The organism is Variovorax paradoxus NBRC 15149, from assembly GCF_001591365.1.
In the GTDB taxonomy this organism is placed as follows: Bacteria; Pseudomonadota; Gammaproteobacteria; order Burkholderiales; family Burkholderiaceae_C; genus Variovorax; species Variovorax paradoxus.
Genome location: NZ_BCUT01000001.1, coordinates 3,096,837 through 3,113,274 on the forward strand (window position 1 = coordinate 3,096,837; position 16,438 = coordinate 3,113,274).

At 68.6% G+C, this 16,438-nt stretch carries 19 protein-coding genes; 5 read left to right on the plus strand and 14 right to left on the minus strand.

Features of this window, described 5'->3' with window-relative positions:
• The first annotated feature begins 9 nt into the window (after window positions 1-9).
• Window positions 10-771, plus strand: a complete 762-nt coding sequence (locus tag VPA02S_RS14505; protein ID WP_062364268.1) for a hypothetical protein — start codon at window positions 10-12, stop codon at window positions 769-771.
• Window positions 772-778: 7 nt separating this feature from the next.
• On the opposite strand, the gene VPA02S_RS14510 is transcribed toward VPA02S_RS14505, so the two are convergent.
• From VPA02S_RS14510 to VPA02S_RS14540, 7 genes are all read right to left on the minus strand, one after another.
• Complete coding sequence (locus VPA02S_RS14510; RefSeq protein WP_062364270.1) at window positions 779-1,453, minus strand: cysteine hydrolase family protein; 675 nt, start codon at window positions 1,451-1,453, stop codon at window positions 779-781.
• On the minus strand, window positions 1,450-2,382 hold the full coding sequence (locus VPA02S_RS14515) for an ABC transporter permease (protein WP_062364271.1): 933 nt from the start codon (window positions 2,380-2,382) through the stop codon (window positions 1,450-1,452). The genes VPA02S_RS14510 and VPA02S_RS14515 overlap by 4 nt, the downstream gene beginning before the upstream one ends.
• Complete coding sequence (locus tag VPA02S_RS14520) at window positions 2,379-3,530, minus strand: ABC transporter permease (protein WP_062364273.1); 1,152 nt, start codon at window positions 3,528-3,530, stop codon at window positions 2,379-2,381. The genes VPA02S_RS14515 and VPA02S_RS14520 overlap by 4 nt, the downstream gene beginning before the upstream one ends.
• A complete protein-coding gene (locus VPA02S_RS14525) occupies window positions 3,523-5,061 on the minus strand; it encodes an ABC transporter ATP-binding protein (protein WP_062364275.1) in 1,539 nt (512 codons plus the stop codon). The genes VPA02S_RS14520 and VPA02S_RS14525 overlap by 8 nt, the downstream gene beginning before the upstream one ends.
• Before the next feature lie 25 nt (window positions 5,062-5,086).
• Window positions 5,087-6,202: a BMP family ABC transporter substrate-binding protein gene (locus VPA02S_RS14530; protein WP_062364277.1), complete on the minus strand. Its 1,116-nt coding sequence runs from the start codon at window positions 6,200-6,202 to the stop codon at window positions 5,087-5,089.
• A 67-nt stretch (window positions 6,203-6,269) separates the two neighbouring features.
• Complete coding sequence (locus tag VPA02S_RS14535) at window positions 6,270-6,656, minus strand: VOC family protein (protein ID WP_015867606.1); 387 nt, start codon at window positions 6,654-6,656, stop codon at window positions 6,270-6,272.
• A gap of 325 nt (window positions 6,657-6,981) precedes the next feature.
• On the minus strand, window positions 6,982-7,986 hold the full coding sequence (locus VPA02S_RS14540; protein WP_027729893.1) for an isopenicillin N synthase family dioxygenase: 1,005 nt from the start codon (window positions 7,984-7,986) through the stop codon (window positions 6,982-6,984).
• A gap of 202 nt (window positions 7,987-8,188) precedes the next feature.
• On the opposite strand from VPA02S_RS14540, the gene rutR reads away from it, so the two are divergent.
• Window positions 8,189-8,947, plus strand: coding sequence for an HTH-type transcriptional regulator RutR (gene rutR, locus VPA02S_RS14545; protein WP_015867604.1), 759 nt, complete (start codon window positions 8,189-8,191; stop codon window positions 8,945-8,947).
• 160 nt (window positions 8,948-9,107) lie between these two features.
• On the opposite strand, the gene rutF is transcribed toward rutR, so the two are convergent.
• The 6 genes from rutF to rutA are packed head-to-tail and all read right to left on the minus strand — an operon-like array spanning window position 9,108 to window position 13,395.
• Window positions 9,108-9,650: an NADH-dependent FMN reductase RutF gene (rutF, locus tag VPA02S_RS14550; RefSeq protein ID WP_015867603.1), complete on the minus strand. Its 543-nt coding sequence runs from the start codon at window positions 9,648-9,650 to the stop codon at window positions 9,108-9,110.
• A 31-nt stretch (window positions 9,651-9,681) separates the two neighbouring features.
• The gene (locus VPA02S_RS14555; RefSeq protein ID WP_018906582.1) at window positions 9,682-10,281 is read right to left on the minus strand and encodes a malonic semialdehyde reductase; all 600 of its coding nucleotides are present in this window, start codon (window positions 10,279-10,281) and stop codon (window positions 9,682-9,684) included.
• Window positions 10,278-11,078, minus strand: coding sequence for a pyrimidine utilization protein D (rutD, locus tag VPA02S_RS14560; protein WP_027729892.1), 801 nt, complete (start codon window positions 11,076-11,078; stop codon window positions 10,278-10,280). The genes VPA02S_RS14555 and rutD overlap by 4 nt, the downstream gene beginning before the upstream one ends.
• 2 nt (window positions 11,079-11,080) lie before the next feature.
• Window positions 11,081-11,473, minus strand: coding sequence for a pyrimidine utilization protein C (rutC, locus tag VPA02S_RS14565; RefSeq protein ID WP_062364280.1), 393 nt, complete (start codon window positions 11,471-11,473; stop codon window positions 11,081-11,083).
• A 34-nt stretch (window positions 11,474-11,507) separates the two neighbouring features.
• Complete coding sequence (gene rutB / locus VPA02S_RS14570) at window positions 11,508-12,266, minus strand: pyrimidine utilization protein B (RefSeq protein ID WP_018906584.1); 759 nt, start codon at window positions 12,264-12,266, stop codon at window positions 11,508-11,510.
• 13 nt (window positions 12,267-12,279) lie between these two features.
• Window positions 12,280-13,395, minus strand: a complete 1,116-nt coding sequence (gene rutA / locus VPA02S_RS14575; RefSeq protein WP_018906585.1) for a pyrimidine utilization protein A — start codon at window positions 13,393-13,395, stop codon at window positions 12,280-12,282.
• A 218-nt stretch (window positions 13,396-13,613) separates the two neighbouring features.
• On the opposite strand from rutA, the gene VPA02S_RS14580 reads away from it, so the two are divergent.
• Genes VPA02S_RS14580 through VPA02S_RS14590 form a run of 3 tightly spaced genes read left to right on the plus strand, consistent with a single transcriptional unit; the run spans window position 13,614 to window position 15,686 of the window.
• Window positions 13,614-14,066 (plus strand): YybH family protein, encoded by a 453-nt coding sequence (locus VPA02S_RS14580; protein WP_015867597.1) that lies wholly within the window; start codon window positions 13,614-13,616, stop codon window positions 14,064-14,066.
• A gap of 52 nt (window positions 14,067-14,118) precedes the next feature.
• Window positions 14,119-15,129 carry a YheT family hydrolase gene (locus VPA02S_RS14585; protein WP_038107951.1) on the plus strand — a complete coding sequence of 337 codons (1,011 nt, stop codon included), beginning with the start codon at window positions 14,119-14,121 and terminating at the stop codon, window positions 15,127-15,129.
• Between the two features lie 5 nt (window positions 15,130-15,134).
• On the plus strand, window positions 15,135-15,686 hold the full coding sequence (locus VPA02S_RS14590) for a DUF2946 family protein (RefSeq protein WP_027729890.1): 552 nt from the start codon (window positions 15,135-15,137) through the stop codon (window positions 15,684-15,686).
• 68 nt (window positions 15,687-15,754) lie between these two features.
• Here VPA02S_RS14590 and VPA02S_RS14595 read toward each other — a convergent pair whose 3' ends face one another.
• Window positions 15,755-16,363 (minus strand): c-type cytochrome, encoded by a 609-nt coding sequence (locus VPA02S_RS14595; protein WP_015867594.1) that lies wholly within the window; start codon window positions 16,361-16,363, stop codon window positions 15,755-15,757.
• Window positions 16,364-16,438: the final 75 nt, after the last annotated feature.

Here is a 16,438-nt window from a genome sequence, read left to right on the forward strand (position 1 = left end):
GAAGGCTCCATGGCCCTCGATCCTCTCCATGCCCTGCGGGGCGCCAACCGCGCGGCCGCATTGCCCGCTGCAGCGGCGGCCACCGGCACGCTGCTGGTGGCCGGTGCGACCGGCGCCCTGGGCCAGGAGCTGCTGCGCCGGCTTGCGGGCAGCCACCGGGTTGCCCATGCGCGCGTGCTGGCATGCGAGCCGATCCGCGACGGGCTGCGCGGCGTTGAAACCTACCTCGCCCCCGGCCTGCCGATCGCGCAATGGCCGCTGGCATCGGCTGACAGCGCCGTCATCGCCTTCGACCCGCCGCGGCTCTATCACGACCGCGAACGCGCGCTCTGGGTGCCGCAGCCTTCGGACCTGCCCGAGCTCGCGCGCTGGCTGCGCGCCTGCGGCGTGCGCACGCTGGCCATCGTGCAGCCGCACGACCAGGGCAAGTTGCCCGAGGCGCTCAAGCGCGGGCTCGCGAGCCTCGACGAGCAGGCCGTGGTCGCCAACGGCTTCGACCGCGTGATCCTCGTGCGCTCGGCGCGCAAGCCGCTCAACGCCAGGTTCGCCAACCCCGCCGAAAGGCTCGCGGCCTGGATGCTCTCGATCGTGCGCTTCATGGTGCCGAGCAGCGAGCAGCCGGTGCGCGCATCGAAGGTGGCCGAGCTGGTCGACCTCGCGCTGCGCATCGCGCCGCCGGGCGTGCATGTGGCGGCGCCCGAGCTGGTGTGGGAATCCGCGCAGGGCGACATGCAGGCCGTGGTGCGGCGCTGGCTGGGACTGGCGGGCTGACGGACCCTCAGCCGCGCCACTGGCGCAGCAGTTCGGCCGAGTCGAGCACCAGCCCCAGGTGCAGCGACACCATCGCAAGCGCCGCGCCTTCCAAGTGCGCATCGGTGCCGCGCACCAGGTCGCGCAGCACGATCACGCGGTAGTTGCGGTTGCTCGCGTCGAAGGCCGTGTTGAGCACGCAGCAGTCGGTGAAGCCGCCGTTGAGCACCACCGTCTCGATGCGCTGGTTGCGCAGCAGGAAGTCGAGGTCGGTCGGGTAGAAGGCCGAGAGGCGCCGCTTGTTGTCCACGCGCATGTCGCCGGGCGCCACGCGCGTGACCCACTCGGTCCACTTGGAGCCTTCGATGGCGTGCGCGTCGGCATTCGGAATTTCGCCCACGTGCAGCGGAAAGGTGCGGCGCCATGCGGACGGAATGCCGTGGACGTCGTCCACGCCGCCGGGCCGCAGCACCGACCGGATGTGCACGATGCGCACGCCCAGCGCGCGCGCCGCGTCGTGGAAGCCGTCGATGGGCGCCACCACGTCGCGCGCCCGCGGGGCGGGGCAGGGGCAGTCGGGGCTGTCGTCCAGGTGGCCGCGGTGCATGTCGATGGACACGACCGCGGTGCTGGCCGGGTCCAGGTAGTCGGCGAACTGCGCTGCGTCGAGCTCGCGCTCCTCGTTGTAGACCCAGGCCTTCACCGGCGTTCTTCCCGCACGTAGGGTTGGCCCAGCGCGCCGGGCTCTTCGTCGGCGCCGCGCCGCGAGAGCGCGACCCACACCATCACCGCGAGCGTCACCGCATAGGGCGTCATCATCACGAAGTACTGCGGCAGCTGCACGCCGGCCGCGGCCAGTTGCGGGATCAGCGCCTCGATGCAGCCGAACAGCAGCGCGCCCACGAGCGCCTTCCACGGCGACCAGCGCGCGAAGATCACCAGCCCCACCGCGATCCAGCCGCGCCCGCCGGTCATGCCCGCGATCCACAGCTTGGTGCTGACCACCGAGATGTACGCGCCCGCCAGGCCCACCAGCGCCGAGCCCGCGAGCACCGCGGCCAGCCGCCACAGGGCAACGCGGATGCCGGCCGCATCGGCCGCCTGCGGGTTCTCGCCCACCGCCCGCAGCCGGAGCCCGGCCGAGCTGCGCGAGAGAAACCACGCCACGGCAAGGAAGATCGGCAGCGTGAGCCAGACCATGGCGTTCTGCTCGAACAGCCGGCCGGCGCCGGGCAGGAGCGACAGCGGCCACAGCGCCATCGCGCCGATGCCTCCGGTGGCATGGTTGGTCCATTCGGCGAGCGAGCCGACCAGCGCCGTGAGGCCCTGGCAGAAGAACACCAGCGCGAGCCCCGCGATCACCTGGTTCACGCGCAGCCAGATCACCATCGCCGCGAACAGCAGCGACACCGCGCTGGCCGCGAGCATCGCCAGCACCAGCGACACGGCCGGCTGCCCCATGGCGATCTGCGCGCCGATGCCCGCGAGCGCGCCGACCAACATCAGCCCTTCGGCGCCGAGCGACAGCACGCCCGCGCGCTCGCTGATGATCAGGCCCAGCGCCGCGAGCGCATAGGGCACCGCGAAGTCGGGCGTGCTTGCGAGCCAGTTGAGAACGATGCTTCCGCTCATTGCACCGCCTCCGCACCCACGCGCCGCAGCCGATGGCGAATGAAGAAATCGCTCGACGCCACGCACACCACGATGATGGCCTGGATCAGCTGCACCATCGAGAACGGCACCTGGTAGAACACCTGCAGGCTGCGGCCGGTGACGAACAGGGCCGCCACCAGCAGCGCCACCACCGTGGCCGCGAGCGGGTTGTTGCGCGCAAGAAAGGCAATCAGGATGCCCGAGAAGCCGTATCCCTGGTAGAAGGCCTGCGTGAGCCGCCCCTCCTGCCCGGAGGCCACCGCCAGGCCCGCGAGCCCGGCCATCGCGCCCGACAGCAGCACGGCGCCGTAGATGGTGCGGCGCACCGGCACGCCATTGGCATGCGCCACGCGCGGATTGGCATCGACGAAGCGCAGGTACAGCCCGGCGCGGCTCAGGCCCACCAGCCACCATGCAAGGAGCGCCACCACGGCCGCGAGCACGATGGCGCTGCTCACGCCGGCCCCCAGTTCGGGCAGCCGCTCGAAGGCGCGGAACTGCGGCGAATAGGGGAAGTTGTCCTTCGGGTCCTTCCAGCTGCCATAGACCAGGTGCAGCAGGAAGTTGGCCGCCATGTAGTTGAGCATCAGCGTGGAAATGATCTCGTTCACGCCGAGCCTGATCTTCAGCCACGCCGGCCCCAGCACCCAGAGCAGCCCGCAGCCGATGGCGGCCGCGAACATCAGCGGCAGGCGCAGCGGCTCGGGCCCGACCTGCCACATCGAGACGGCCGTCGCGCCGATGGCGCCCCAGATCATCTGGCCCTCGAGCCCCAGGTTCCAGAAGCGCGCGCGAAACGCCAGCGCGCCAGCCAGGCCCACGAGGATCATGGGGGCGGCCTGGAACAGCACGGCGCGAAAGTTCTGGCCGTCGAAGAAGGTCTGCATCACGAACTCGTTGGCGAGCTCGCCCGCGGGAACGCCGGCCGCCACCAGGATGGCGGCGGAAATCGCAAGGCCCGCAAGGAGCGCCGCCGCAAGGATCAGCGCCTGCCGCCGCCATCCCATGTGCTGGCGGATCTCCAGCGCGTAACGCCGGCGCGCCAGCGGCTGGCGCCGTGCGCGCTGCGCGGCCTCCGGATCGGTCTGCGCCGGCTGCGCGATGGCCGCGAGCGTGGCGTCAACCATGGTCCACCATCGCCTGTCCGATGGCCTGCCGGTCGGCCGGCTGCGCGAATTCGCCGGCGATGCGCCCGCGCGCCATCACGCCCACGCGGTCGGCCAGCTGCAGCACCTCGTCGAGGTCCTCGCTGATCAGCAGCACCGCGGCGCCGCCGTCGCGCGCGGCGCGCAGGCGCGCATGCACCTCGGCGCTCGCGCGCACGTCGAGCCCGCGGCTCGGGCTGTGCGCGAGCACCAGCGAGGGCGCCTTGCCGAACTCGCGCGCGAGCACCAGCTTCTGCGCATTGCCGCCGGACAGCAGCGCGGCCTTCTGCGCCACCGAGCGCACGCCCTGCACGTCGAAGGCGCGCACCGCTTGCTGCGTGTCGTCTTGCATGCGGCCGCGCCGCAGATGCCAGGCCGGGCCGTAGCGGCCGGTGTGCACACGGCCGATGGCGTAGTTCTCGGCCACCGAAAGGCCGCCAGCCAGCGCGAGCCCGTAGCGGTCGGCCGGGATCGCGGCAATGCCCACGTTGCGGCGCTCCGGTGCACTCATGGCCTTGAGGTCGCCGTGGCCGTTCAGATGGATCTCGCCTTCGAGCGCACCGCCCGCATCCGGCAGGCCCATGATGGCGCCGGCCAGCTCGCCCTGTCCGTTGCCGCCGACACCGGCCAGGCCGTAGATTTCGCCCGCATGCAGTTCGAGCTCGACGCCGTCGAGCACGCGGCGGCCCTCGGGCGATGCCGCCGAGCGCAGCCTGCGCACCGTGAGCCGCACCGGGCCACGCGGCGACTTTGCGGCCTGATAGCTTTGCGTGGCAATCGATTCGCCCACGGTAAGTTTCACGAGCTCGGCCACCGAGGTGGCGCCCGGCGCCAGCGTGGCGACCGTGCGGCCGCCGCGCATCACCGTCACGCGGTCGGCATAGGTCTTCACGTCGGCCATCTTGTGCGTGACAAGCACCACGGCCGAGCCGCCGCGTGCGAGGCCCTGCACCGTCTGCAAGAGGCGCGCGGCTTCCTGGTCGGTGAGCACCGCGGTGGGCTCGTCGAGGATCAGGATGCGCGCGCCCGCCAGCAGCACCTTGAGGATCTCGACGCGCTGCTGCTCGGCAATCGACAGCGCATCGACGCGCTTTGATGGATCGATCTCGAAGCCCAGCTCCGAGGCCTTGTTGCGGATGACGCGAGAGATTTCGCGCAGGCGCTCCCCGTGGCTCTGGAACTCGGCCGGCGCCGGCGCCGGCGCGGTGAGCAAGATGTTCTCTGCCACCGTGAACGGCCGCACCAGCTTGAAATGCTGGTGGACCATGCCGATGCGGTGCCTGGCTGCATCGCGCGGTCCGGCAAAACGCACCGGGTTGTCGTCGACCAGCAGCTGGCCCGCCTCCGGCGCATAGAGCCCGGCCGCGATGTTCATCAGCGACGACTTGCCCGCGCCGTTCTCGCCCAAGAGCGCATGCACCTCGCCCCAGCGCGCTTCGAAGTGCGCGTCGGTCAGTGCCGCAAAGCCGTCGAAGGACTTGCGGATGCCGGTGAGCTCGAGCGCGTTGGGCATTGGCGTTGCCTTCTTTTTTTCTTACTTACTTCTGCGTGACCACGCCCTTGACGAACCAGTCCATCTTCCAGAGATCGGCATCCGACAGCACCGCGCCCTTGGCCACGCGCTCCTTGCCGTCGCGGTCGGCGAGCGGGCCGGCGTAGACCTGCTTGCCCTTCATGATGGCGTCTCGTTCGGCCGTGATCTGCGACGCCTTGTCCTTGGGCACCGCAGGGCCGAAGCCCGCGATGTCGGTGCCGCCGTCCTTCATCTCGATGAAGGCGCCGTACTGGCCGGGCTTCCAGTTGCCGGCCATGATCTTCTTGAGCTCTGGCGAAAGGAAGCGGTCCCACACCCACACCGACGAGCACAGCGTGGCCTTGGGCGCGAACTGGCGCAGGTCGCGGTGGTGGCCGGTGCCGTACACGCCGCGCTCCTGCGCCACGATCTGCGGCGTGGGCGAATCGACATGCTGGCCGATCACGTCGGCGCCCTGGTCGATCAGCGCGGCCGCGGCGGCGCGTTCCTTCACCGGGTCGTTCCAGGCGCCGGTGTAGATCACGTTGACCGTGGCGCTGGGGTTCATCTTCTGCGCACCGAGCGCGAAGGCGTTGATGGTCCAGTTCACCACGCCGAAGGGGTTGGCCGCAACGAAGCCGAGCTTGCCGGTCTTGGAGGCCGCGCCCGCGGCCATGCCGCAGAGGTACTGGCTCTCGTAGGTGCGGCCGTAGAACGATTCGAGGTTGCTGCCGTTGGTGGTGCCCGAGCCGTTGAGGAAGGCCACTTCGGGGTACTTGGCGGCCAGGTCCTTGAAGCTGTCGGAGTAGCCGAAGGCGGTGCCGATCACGATGTTGGCGCCGCGCTGGATGAACTTCTCGGCCGCGGGCTTGATGGCCGATGCGTCTTCGGGCACGTTCTCGACGAACTGGATCTTCTGGCCGATCTCCTTCTCGATCTTCACGCGCGCCTCGTCGAAGGCCTGCGTCCAGCCGCCGTCGTTCTTCGGGCCGAAGTAGAGCATCGCGATCTTCGGCTTGTCCTTGAGCGTGAAGCCGTCGGCCGCCAAGGCGGGCAGCGTGAACAACGCGCCGCCGGCCGCAAGCGCCGATGCAAGGCCGAAGGCGAAGCCGTGGGTGGGAGTGCGCAGCAGCATCAGCATGGAGCAACCTTTCGTGGGGAGCGTGTCGAAGAACGGGGAGAAAGAAGAAGAGGGCGGGCCGCGTGCGTCACATCATGAAGTTGATGCGAAACACATTGCCCTCGGGATCGAGCAGCACCGACTGGTACCAGTTGTAGTAGGTGACGTACGGTGGCTTCACCAGCGTGGCGCCGGCCTCCAGCGCAATGGGCACCATGCGGTCGACGTCGTCCTTGCTGTCGACGTCGATGTTCAGCAGAAACTTCACGCCGCGCGTGTCGGAAAATTCGGCCAGGTGCAGCAGCTCGTAGGCATCGAGCGCGTTGAAGCCGAGGCTCGACTTGCCGGTGTCGAGCCCGCGAAAGATCGGCGAGCGAATGGCCTCGATCTCCGGGAAGCCGAACACGCGCTGGTAGAAGCCGCTGAGCGCGACCACGTCTTTTGCGAAGACGTTGACGTAGGAGAGGTGGGGCATGTCAGTTTTTCTTGGCGCTGTTGTTCTTGTTCGCGGCGCTCTTGTTCAGGGCGCGTGCACAGGCCACCGGGTACTCCCCTCCGCGAATGTCCCCCGGCCTGCGGCCTCCTCCTTTATTTCGCTGCGGGGAGCACCCGATGCCCTGTGCACGATGGGCGCGGCTGTGGTGCTGGCCGATCAACGACTGCTCTGTACAACGCTCCCGTCGATGGGGTGCCTTGCGCAGCGAAATCAAGGGGGAGGCCGCAGGCCGGAGGACATTCGCGGAGCAAGGTACCCCGTCGGCGGGAGCGCGCCCCGAACAACAACGATCGCGGGGTTTCATTTAGACCGCGACCTTGGTCCCCCCAAAGGTCGTCTGCTTGACGAACTTGGAGGTCAGGTGGTCGCCCGAAGAAATCGGTGCGTACTTCGGCTGCTCGCCCGGTGCCAGGCAACTCGGCAGGCACTCGACCATCGCGTCGTAGTTGGGCTGGTGAAAGAACACCAGCGACTGGCGGCGGTTGGTGCTGGCCATCTCGAACGGCGGATTGACCACGCGGTGCAGCGTCGACACCCACTGGTCGTTGGTCCACTGCATCATCAGGTCGGCAATGTTGACCACCAGGCCGCCTTCCACCTGCGGCACGTCGACCCACTGGCCCGCCTTGTTGAACACCTGCAGGCCCTTGTCGTCGGGCAGCACGATCGTGAGGCTGCCGTAGTCGCTGTGCGCGCCTGCGCGCAGCTGGCCCGGCAGCGGCGCTTCGCGCTGCGGCGGATAGCTCAGCACGCGGAACATGCTGATGTGCCGGTCGATCTTGTCGTCGAAGAACGGCTCGGGCAGCGCAAGGCCGAGCGCGAAGATGCGCATCATCGAGCGCGAGAGATCGCTCATGGCCTCGAAGTAGCTTTCATAAGCCTCCCGGAAACCGTCGATCGGCGGCCAGCTGTTGGGCTCGAAGTGCGGGCCGGCGGCGGGGCCGCGGTGGTAGTCGTCATCGGGCACGTTGGAGGGGCCGATGGAAAACGATTCCTTCAGGTCGCCGGGCGCGGCCTCTTCCAGGCTGTACGAAAGCCCCTCTTCGCCCACCGCGCTGTAGCCGCGCACCGCGTCCTCGCGCGGCCGGTCGACATTGCGCTTCTCGGCCAGCGGCATGTCGAAAAAGCGGCGCGAGAGTTGCGACACGCGCGCAATCAGCTCGGCCGGAATGCCATGGTTGGTGATGACCAGAAAGCCGATGCTGCGGCAGGCCTCGTCCACCTTGGCCGCAACCTGCGCCTTGCCTTCGGCCGTGCCGGCGAAGTAGGGCGCGAGATCGATGATGGGTACGGACAGCAGCGTTGTCATGTGTCGGTCCTCGTGCTTGGCATGCCTTTCGCCATGCAACGTCTGTGCCAGTTGGACCAAATGGACAAAACGCGTTGGCCGCGTCAGCATGGTGCGTGCCGGCGGCGCGCGAAGGCCGCGCTGGCGCAACGCGATGCATCGCGGCCTTACAGTGGTGCGCGTTGAAAGAAGAACCAGCAAGCAATCGATGAAGCGAGGGAAGATGCCGAAGACCAAGGCGCTGGCCGCAGCCAGCAGCACGAAGAAGATCCCGGCCAAAAAAAGCCCGGTGAAGATCCCGGTGACCCTTCCGGTGAAGGGCCCGGCGCGCAAGCGCGCGAAGCCCGCCGTGCGCAGCGCATCCGCGGTGAGCCGCAGGCTGCGCCAGATCGAGGACAAGCGCAGCGCCATCCTCGGCGCCGCGCTTGGGTTGTTCTCGCGCTTTGGCCTGCATGGCACGTCCATCGACCAAGTGGCGGCGCGCGCCGATGTGTCCAAGAGCAACCTGCTCTACTACTTCGCGAACAAGGAGGAGCTGTACGTCAACGTGCTGCGCGACCTGCTCGCGCTGTGGCTCGAACCGCTGCGCGGCTTCAGCGCCGAGCAGGACCCGGCCGAAGCCATCGGTGGCTACATCCGCCGCAAGCTCGTGGTCTCGCGCGACCGGCCCGATGCATCGCGCCTGTTCTGCCTCGAGATGATCCAGGGCGCGCCGCTCCTGCGCGACGAGCTCGACCGCGAGCTGCGCACGCTGGTGGAGCGCAAGTCGGAGGTCATCCGTTCATGGATTGCCGCCGGCAAGCTCGCAGCGGTCGATCCGCATCACCTGATCTTCACGCTCTGGGCCGTCACGCAGCACTATGCGGATTTCGGCGTGCAGGTGCAGGCGCTGACGGGGCATACGCTGGAGGATCCGGCGTTCTTCGAGCAGACGGTGGAGAACGTGCAGCGGATCGTGCTGCAGGGCATTGCACCGCGCTAACGAGCTTCTCTCTCTTGCTCCCTCTCCCTCCGGGAGAGGGCTGGGGTGAGGGCCGGCGGCGTTGGAAGATGCGCTGCGGTTGGAAAGGCCGCTGCCCTCACCCTGACCCTCTCCCGGAGGGAGAGGGGAGAAGACAAGGGAGAGGGGAAAGGAAAGAAAGTCAGTGCGGCGGCGCTGCAATCTCGTGATACCGCCGATCGAAATAAATCAAGCTCTGCGCCGCCCCCCCAATCGCAATCGCCAACGCCTCGCAAAACAGCACGTCATGCGTCCCCGCACTCGTGGCCTGCACCACGCGGCAGTCGAACGAGGCCGCGGCATCTTCGAGCACCGGCGAGCCCGTGGCCTTGCGGCTCCATCGGCCTGCGGCAAAGCGCTCGTCCATCGGCGTCTTGCCGCCGAACAGGCCCGAGAGCGCCTGGTGCCCCGCGGCCAGCACGTTCACGCACAGCACGCCGTTGGCCGTGAACGCGGGGTACACCGAGGCCGAGCGGTTCAGGCACACCAGCAGCATCGGCGGCTCGTCGGTCACGCTGCACACGGCCGAGGCGGTGAACCCGGCGCGGCCTGCGGGCCCGTCGGTGGTGATGATGTTGACCGCCGCACCCAGCCGCGCCATGGCGTTGCGGTAGTCGGCCTTGGGCAGCACAGGCGGCGCACCGCTCGGCATGACGTGGTTGGAGGCCATTGCGTTGGGCAGCATGAGAAAAAAGTCTCCGTTGTGAAGACGGGCTTCAGGCGAGGACGCAGGCTTCGTCGAAGCCGAGCCGCGGCAGGCGCCCGAACACCTTGGCCGAATCGCCATGGCCGAGGTTGATCAGGAAGTTGGCGCTCCAGTCGGTGCCCTCGAAGAACGCGGCATCGACCTTCGCCTTGTCGAAGCCCGACATCGGCCCGGCGTCGAGCCCCACCGCGCGCGCGGCCAGCAGCAGGTAGGCCGCCTGCAGGCTGGCGTTGCGAAAGGCGGTTTCATGCGCGGCCTCGGGGCTGCCGGTGAACCAGCTGCGCGCATCGGCATGCGGAAACAGCGTGGGCAGCTTGTCGTAGAACTTGCGGTCCCACGCGGCAATCACGGTGACGGGCGCAGCCATGGTCTTGTTGAGGTTGCCCTTCGAAAGCGCCGGCGCGAGGCGCTGCTTGCCTTCGGGCGTGCGAACGAACACGAAGCGCGCGGGCGAGCAGTTGGCCGAGGTCGGTCCCATGCAGGCCAGCGCGTAGACCTGGCGGATCTGCGCATCGGTCACGGGCTCGGCGGTCCAGCCGTTGTGGCTGCGCGCCTCGGTAAAAAGAAGGGCCAGTGCGGCGTCGTCGAGGGCGGGTTTCATCATGGTCATGCGGGAACGCCGGGTGCGCTGACCCGGGCGAGAAAGTCGAGCAGGCTGCGGTTGAAGGCGGCGGCCTCGGTCACGCTGTGCGCGTGGCCGCCGTGCGGCAGGAAGTGGAGCGTCACGTCCTTCAGGCCATCGGCCAGGCGCTGTGAGCAGGTCCACGGCACCAGCGCATCGTCCATGGCGGCGGCCACCAGCGTGGGCGCGGTGATGGCGCCCAGGCGTGCATCGACGTCGAAGGCGCGCAGCGCACCGATGCGCGCGCGCATGTTGGCTTCTCCGGGGAAGTGCGCAAACGCATGGTCGACCTCGTCGGCCACGCGCTGCGCATGTTCCGCGCACCAGGCCGCGGGGTACAAAAAGATCGGCTGCGCTTCCACGTACGCGCGCGGGCCGCAGGCATCGAGCAGCGCAAGCCGCGCATCGAAGCAGCGCGCCGAATGCGCGTTGGGCTTCGACCACGCATTGACCAGCACCAGGCTGGCCACGCGCGCCGGTTCGTCGAGCGCCAGCTGCAGGCCCACGAGCCCGCCCAGCGCATGGCCCACCAGGTGGCAGCGCGGCGTGGCCGTGGCGTCGAGAATCTGCACCACGTCGCGCGCCATGTCGGCAATGGCATAGCCCGCATCCAGCGCGGCGGGGCTGCGGCCCGTGCCGCGCTGGTCGTACGCAATCACGCGGTGGCCCGCTTCGACCAGCGCGCCAAGCTGCGGTTGCCAGAAGGCGGCCGAACCGCCCAGGCCCGATGACAGCAGCACCGCCTCGCCATCGGCCGGCCCATGCACTTCGTAGTGCAGCGGCATGCTCAGGCCTTGTTGCCGACGTGGGCGATAGACGCAATCTCGACCAGCGCATCGGGCTTCACCAGGCCGCACTGGATGCAGTAGCGCGCAGGCTTGGTGCCCGGAAAGAACTCGGCATACACCGCATTGACCTTGGCGTAGTCGGCCCAGTCCTTGATCATGATCATGTTGAAGGTCACGTCGTCCATGGTGCCGCCGGCCGTTGCGATCACGTTCTGGATCGTCTCGAGCACGTGGCGCGTCTGCGCCGAGGCATCGCCCACGTGGACCGCGTTGTTGTCCTTGTCGAAGGGCAGCGTGCCCGACACGTAGACGATGCCGTCGGCCATGGTGCCGGGCACGAAGGGAGCGATCGGCGTGGTGGTTCCGGCCGGGATGATGGCTTGCTTGGGCATGGGGGTTCCTTGCTGTGGGTTGAACGATTGAAAGTCAGGCGGCGCTTGGCGCGAAGCTGCGCACGAAGTCGTCGACGGTGGAGACCCAGCCGAAGAAGGTCTCGACGTTGTAGACCGAGGCCTTCTGGATGGCCGCGCCGCCCAGCTCGTGCGTCGCGTCTTCCAGCATCACGGCGAAGTATTCGAGGTGGAAGGCGTCTCGCAGGGTCGACTCCACGCACACGTTGGTCGCGATGCCGGTGAACACCAGGTGGCGGATGCCGCGTGCGCGCAGCGTGCTGTCGAGCGTGCTGTTGAAGAAGCCGCTGTAGCGCGTCTTGGGCACCACGATGTCGCCGGGCTGCGGCTTCATCTCGGCAATGAGTTCGTAGTCCCAGCCGCCCTTGGCGAGGAACTTGCCCGCAAGCTCGGGCCGCGCGCGCATGGTCTTGAGCGCATTCGACTTGTGCCAGTTGGGCGAGCCCGGCCCGCCGGCCTCGACATAGGCGGCGTCCCAGCCGTTTTGCAAGAACACCACCAGCATGCCGGCCGCGCGCGCCGCCGCGATGGTGCGCGCGATGTTGGCAATGGTGCCCTGCGCGCCGGAAATGTCGAAGCCGGCCGAATCGACATAGCCGCCCATCGACGCATAGGCGTTCTGCATGTCGACCACGATCAGCGCCGAGTCGCTGGCATGCAGCGCGAGCGGTTCGGGCCGCGCGGACAGCACCTGCGGCGCCGGTGCGCCGGGCAGGCGCGGCGCGCCGACGGGAGTGTCCGATGTGAGGGTGGTGTTGCGTGCTGGCGTGCTCACGTGGCGCTCCTGCTCAGGCCGCAAGGCGTTGTTCGGCTTCGGCCTGCGAGGGCACGGGGCTCTGCACGTGCACGCGGCTCTTCATGAGCGGCTGGATGCGTTCGCCGAAGGCCGCGACGCCCTGCACGAAATCGTCGAAGGTCAGCAGCACGCCCTCGGTGCCCGGCACCTCGGCCATCTCGTCGAGCAGGCGCGCGACGGTGGCGTAGGAGCCGACCAGCGTGCCCATGTTGATGTTGACGGCCGAGGTCGGATCGGCCATCTGGCGCACGTTGGTGTCGGCGCCCGACCTGGTGTCGGCCGCGCCCTGCTGGCCCAGCCAGGCGATGGCCTCGTGGTCGGCGCCGGCCTTGTAGTGCTCCCACTTGGCGCGCGCGGCCTCGTCGGTCTCGTCGGCAATCACCATCATCAGCACGTAGGTGGTGACGTGGCGGCCGGTCTTGCGCGTGGCCTCGATGAGCTTCTCGGCCGCGGGCGCAAAGGCCTTGGGCGTGTTCACGCCCTTGCCGAAGCAGAAGTTGTAGTCGGCGTACTTTGCGGAGAAGTCCATGCCCGCATCGCTCTGGCCCGCGCAGATCACCTTCATGTCGGCCTGCGGTTGCGGGCTCAGGCGGCAGTCGTCCATCTGGAAGTGGTCGCCCTTGAAGTCGGACTGGCCCTTGCCCCAGAGCTCGCGCAGCACCTGGATGTATTCGGACAGGTACTGGTAGCGCGTGCCGAAGAACTGGTCGCCCGGCCACATGCCCATCTGCGAATACTCGGGCCGCTGCCAGCCGGTGACGAGGTTCAGGCCGAAGCGGCCGTTGGAGATGGAGTCGATGGTCGACGCCATGCGCGCCACGATGGCCGGCGGCATCACCAGCGAGGCGGCGGTGGCAAAGAGCTTGATCTTCGTGGTCACGGCCGCGAGCCCGGCCATCAGCGTGAACGACTCGAGGTTGTGGTCCCAGAACTCCGTCTTGCCGCCGAAGCCGCGCAGCTTGATCATCGAAAGCACGAAGTCCACGCCGTAGCGCTCGGCCGCCAGCGTGATCTCCTTGTTGAGCTCGAAACTGGGCTTGTACTGCGGCGCGTTCTCCGAGAGCAGCCAGCCGTTGTTGCCGATGGGAATGAAGATGCCGACGTTCATGCAAAAAGCTCCTGTTGCGGGGTCGCAAAGCCCTATGCATGGCCCGTGCCAGTTGGAAAAGCCGTTTTAAATCAACGGTTTGAGTGCTTTTGGATGTTGTGTTTTGACCATTTGGTCCAAAGTGGAGCGGACGAACCGCCCGCGCTGCGGCAACGCGGTGCGCCGCAAGGCCAAAGCGGTGCAGCCCCATGTCATCGATCGCGCGGCAAAATCACCCCATGCCCAAGACCCCACTCCGCGCCGCCGCGGCCATCGGCGGCACTGCCGACGACGTCGAAGCCGCCTTCTACGAAGCGCTGCAGCGCGGCGACATCGATGCCCTGATGGCGTGCTGGGCCGACGAGGACGAGGTGTTCTGCGTGCATCCCGGCGGCCCGCGGCTGGTAGGCGCCACCGCCATCCGCGCCGCCTTCGAGCAGATGTTCGGCAACGGCGCCATCCACGCGACGCCAGCGCGCGTGCGCAAGATCGAGTCATTGGCAAGCGCCGTGCACAACGTGCTCGAGCGCATCGAGGTACTCACCTCCGAAGGCCCCAAGCACGCCTTCGTGCTGGCCACCAACGTCTATCACAAGACCGTCGAAGGGTGGCGCCTGGTGGCGCACCACGCGAGCCCCGGCAGCGCGCGCGAGCCCAGCGACGTGAACGAGCTGCCCCAGACCCTGCACTGAAGCGATGACCGCCGCCGCGCCGAATTCTTCTTCCTCTTCCCTGCACGCGGCCATGGGCTACATGGCGCCGCGCTGGCTGCCCGGCGGCAACCTGCAGACCATCTGGCCGGCGCTCTATGCGCGCCGCTTCGAGGGCTCTGCGCCGGCCTACCGCCGCGAGCGCTGGACCACGCCCGACGGCGACTTCATCGATGTCGACTTCATCGATGCGGCCTTGCCCGGCCCGCAGCCGCTGCTTGTGCTGTTCCACGGGCTGGAGGGGTCGTCGCGCAGCCACTACGCCGAAGCCTTCGCGGCCTTTGCCGCCGCGCAGGGCATGGCCTTTGCCGTGCCGCATTTCCGCGGGTGCAGCGGCGAGCTCAACCTGGCGCCGCGCGCCTACCACTCGGGCGACTACGAAGAGATCGGCTGGATCCTGCAGCGCATGCGCGAGCAGCATGCGCAGCGCGGCGGCGGCCCGGTGCTGGCCGCGGGCGTCTCGCTCGGCGGCAATGCGCTGCTGCGCTGGGCCTGCGAGGCCGGCGACACGGCCCGCGCCTCGGTGAATGCGGTGGCTTCGGTGTCCGCGCCGCTCGACCTGGCGGCCGGCGGCGCGGCCATTGGCCGCGGCTTCAACCGGCTGGTCTACACGCGCATGTTCCTTGCCACCATGAAGCCCAAGGCACTGGCCAAGCTGGCGCAGTTTCCGGGCCTGTTCGACCGCGAGCGGCTGCTTGCGGCGCGCGACCTCTATGCCTTCGACGACGTGTTCACCGCGCCGCTGCACGGCTTTCGCAACACCGACGACTACTGGGCCCGCGGCTCGTCCAAGCCGCACCTGAGGGCGATCCGCGTGCCCACGCTGGTGGTGAATGCGCGGAACGACCCGTTCATTCCGGCGCAGAGCCTGCCCGGCCCCGGCGAGGTCGGCCCGCATGTCACGCTGTGGCAGCCCGCGCACGGCGGCCACGTGGGCTTTCCGCTCGGGCCGCCGCCGGGCCATGTGCAGGGCATGCCCGAGCGCGTGGGCGGCTGGCTGGCCGGGTTTGCACCCTCCACGGCGGCGCAGGCGCGCGCAAAATAACGCCCATGGACGACATCGTCAAACAGGCGCTCGCCAAGTGGCCCAACGTGCCGCACTGCTACGGCTGGCTCGGCCTGGACGCGCGCGGCAACTGGTACATGCGCGACGACCGCACCCAGGCCGAAGGCGCCTTCCCCGCGGCCAAGGGCTCGATGCTGCGGCACGAGAAGCTGATCGACTTCATCCAGCGCAACTACGACCACGATGAAGAAGGCCAGTGGTTCTTCCAGAACGGCCCGCAGCGCGTGTATGTCGAACTGGAGGCCGCGCCCTTCGTCTGGCGCATTGCCGATGGCGCGGGCTTTGCCGTCACGGCCCACACCGGGCAGGCGGCGGGCGCCATCTCGGCCTGCCTGCTCGACGAGCACGGGCGCCTTTTCCTGGCGGCGCCCCTCGGGGTCGGGCTGGTCCATACGCAGGACGTGGGCCTGGCCGCCGACGCGGTGGAGCAGGGCCTGTGGACCCCCGAGCCGGTGCATGCGGCCGACCTGCCGCAGCGCTTCGGCCATGTGCTGAGCCCCTCGGCGCGCCGGCTCGTCTTGCTATCAAATGAGTAGCTGCAGCTGGCAGCGGACATGAAAAAGCCGGCGCGAAGCCGGCTTTCTCTTTGGGGGCCTGGGCCCGGTTACTTGCTGGCAGCCGCCGCGGGCGCCGAAGCCGCGCCATCGGCAGGCGCCGCCGCCGCCGCGGGGCGGTCGGGCACCGCGAACTTGGCGCCGCCGGCATTGGCCATGTAGACCACGGCACGGCCGATTTCGAGGTCTTCGAAGTCGCCGCCGCCCTGGGGCGGCATCGCGCCCTTGCCATGCAGCGCATGATCGAGCAGCGTTTCGTAGCCCTGGCCGATGCGCGGGCCCCAGGCTGCGGCGTCGCCGTAGTGCGGAGCGCCGGGAATGCCGGGCGCGCCGTGGCAGGCTGCGCACTGCGCCTTGAAGACGGCCTCGCCGGCTGCCAGCGGACGGTTGGCATCGCGGATCTCGATGGCGCCGACCTTCTTGAGCCGTTCGGCCACTTCGCGGTCGCGCGCATCCTGCGACACGCCGTACAGCGACATGTTGTCGCCCTCGGCCGTGCCCGCGGGCTTGTTGCCCGAAACCACATAGGCCACAAGGCCCACGATGATCAGGATGGGTGCTACGAAGGAGAAAAATACCGCCAGCAGCAGTTGCTTCGGGTTCTTGATCGGGCCGGTGTGGGCGTCTTCTGTGGCCTGGTAGTGCGGGTCTGCGCTCATTGGCGTCCTCAATAACGGGGGCTCGTCGGGGGGCTTTTTCGAATCAACCGGCGATTATAGAGAGGCCCTCCGCCC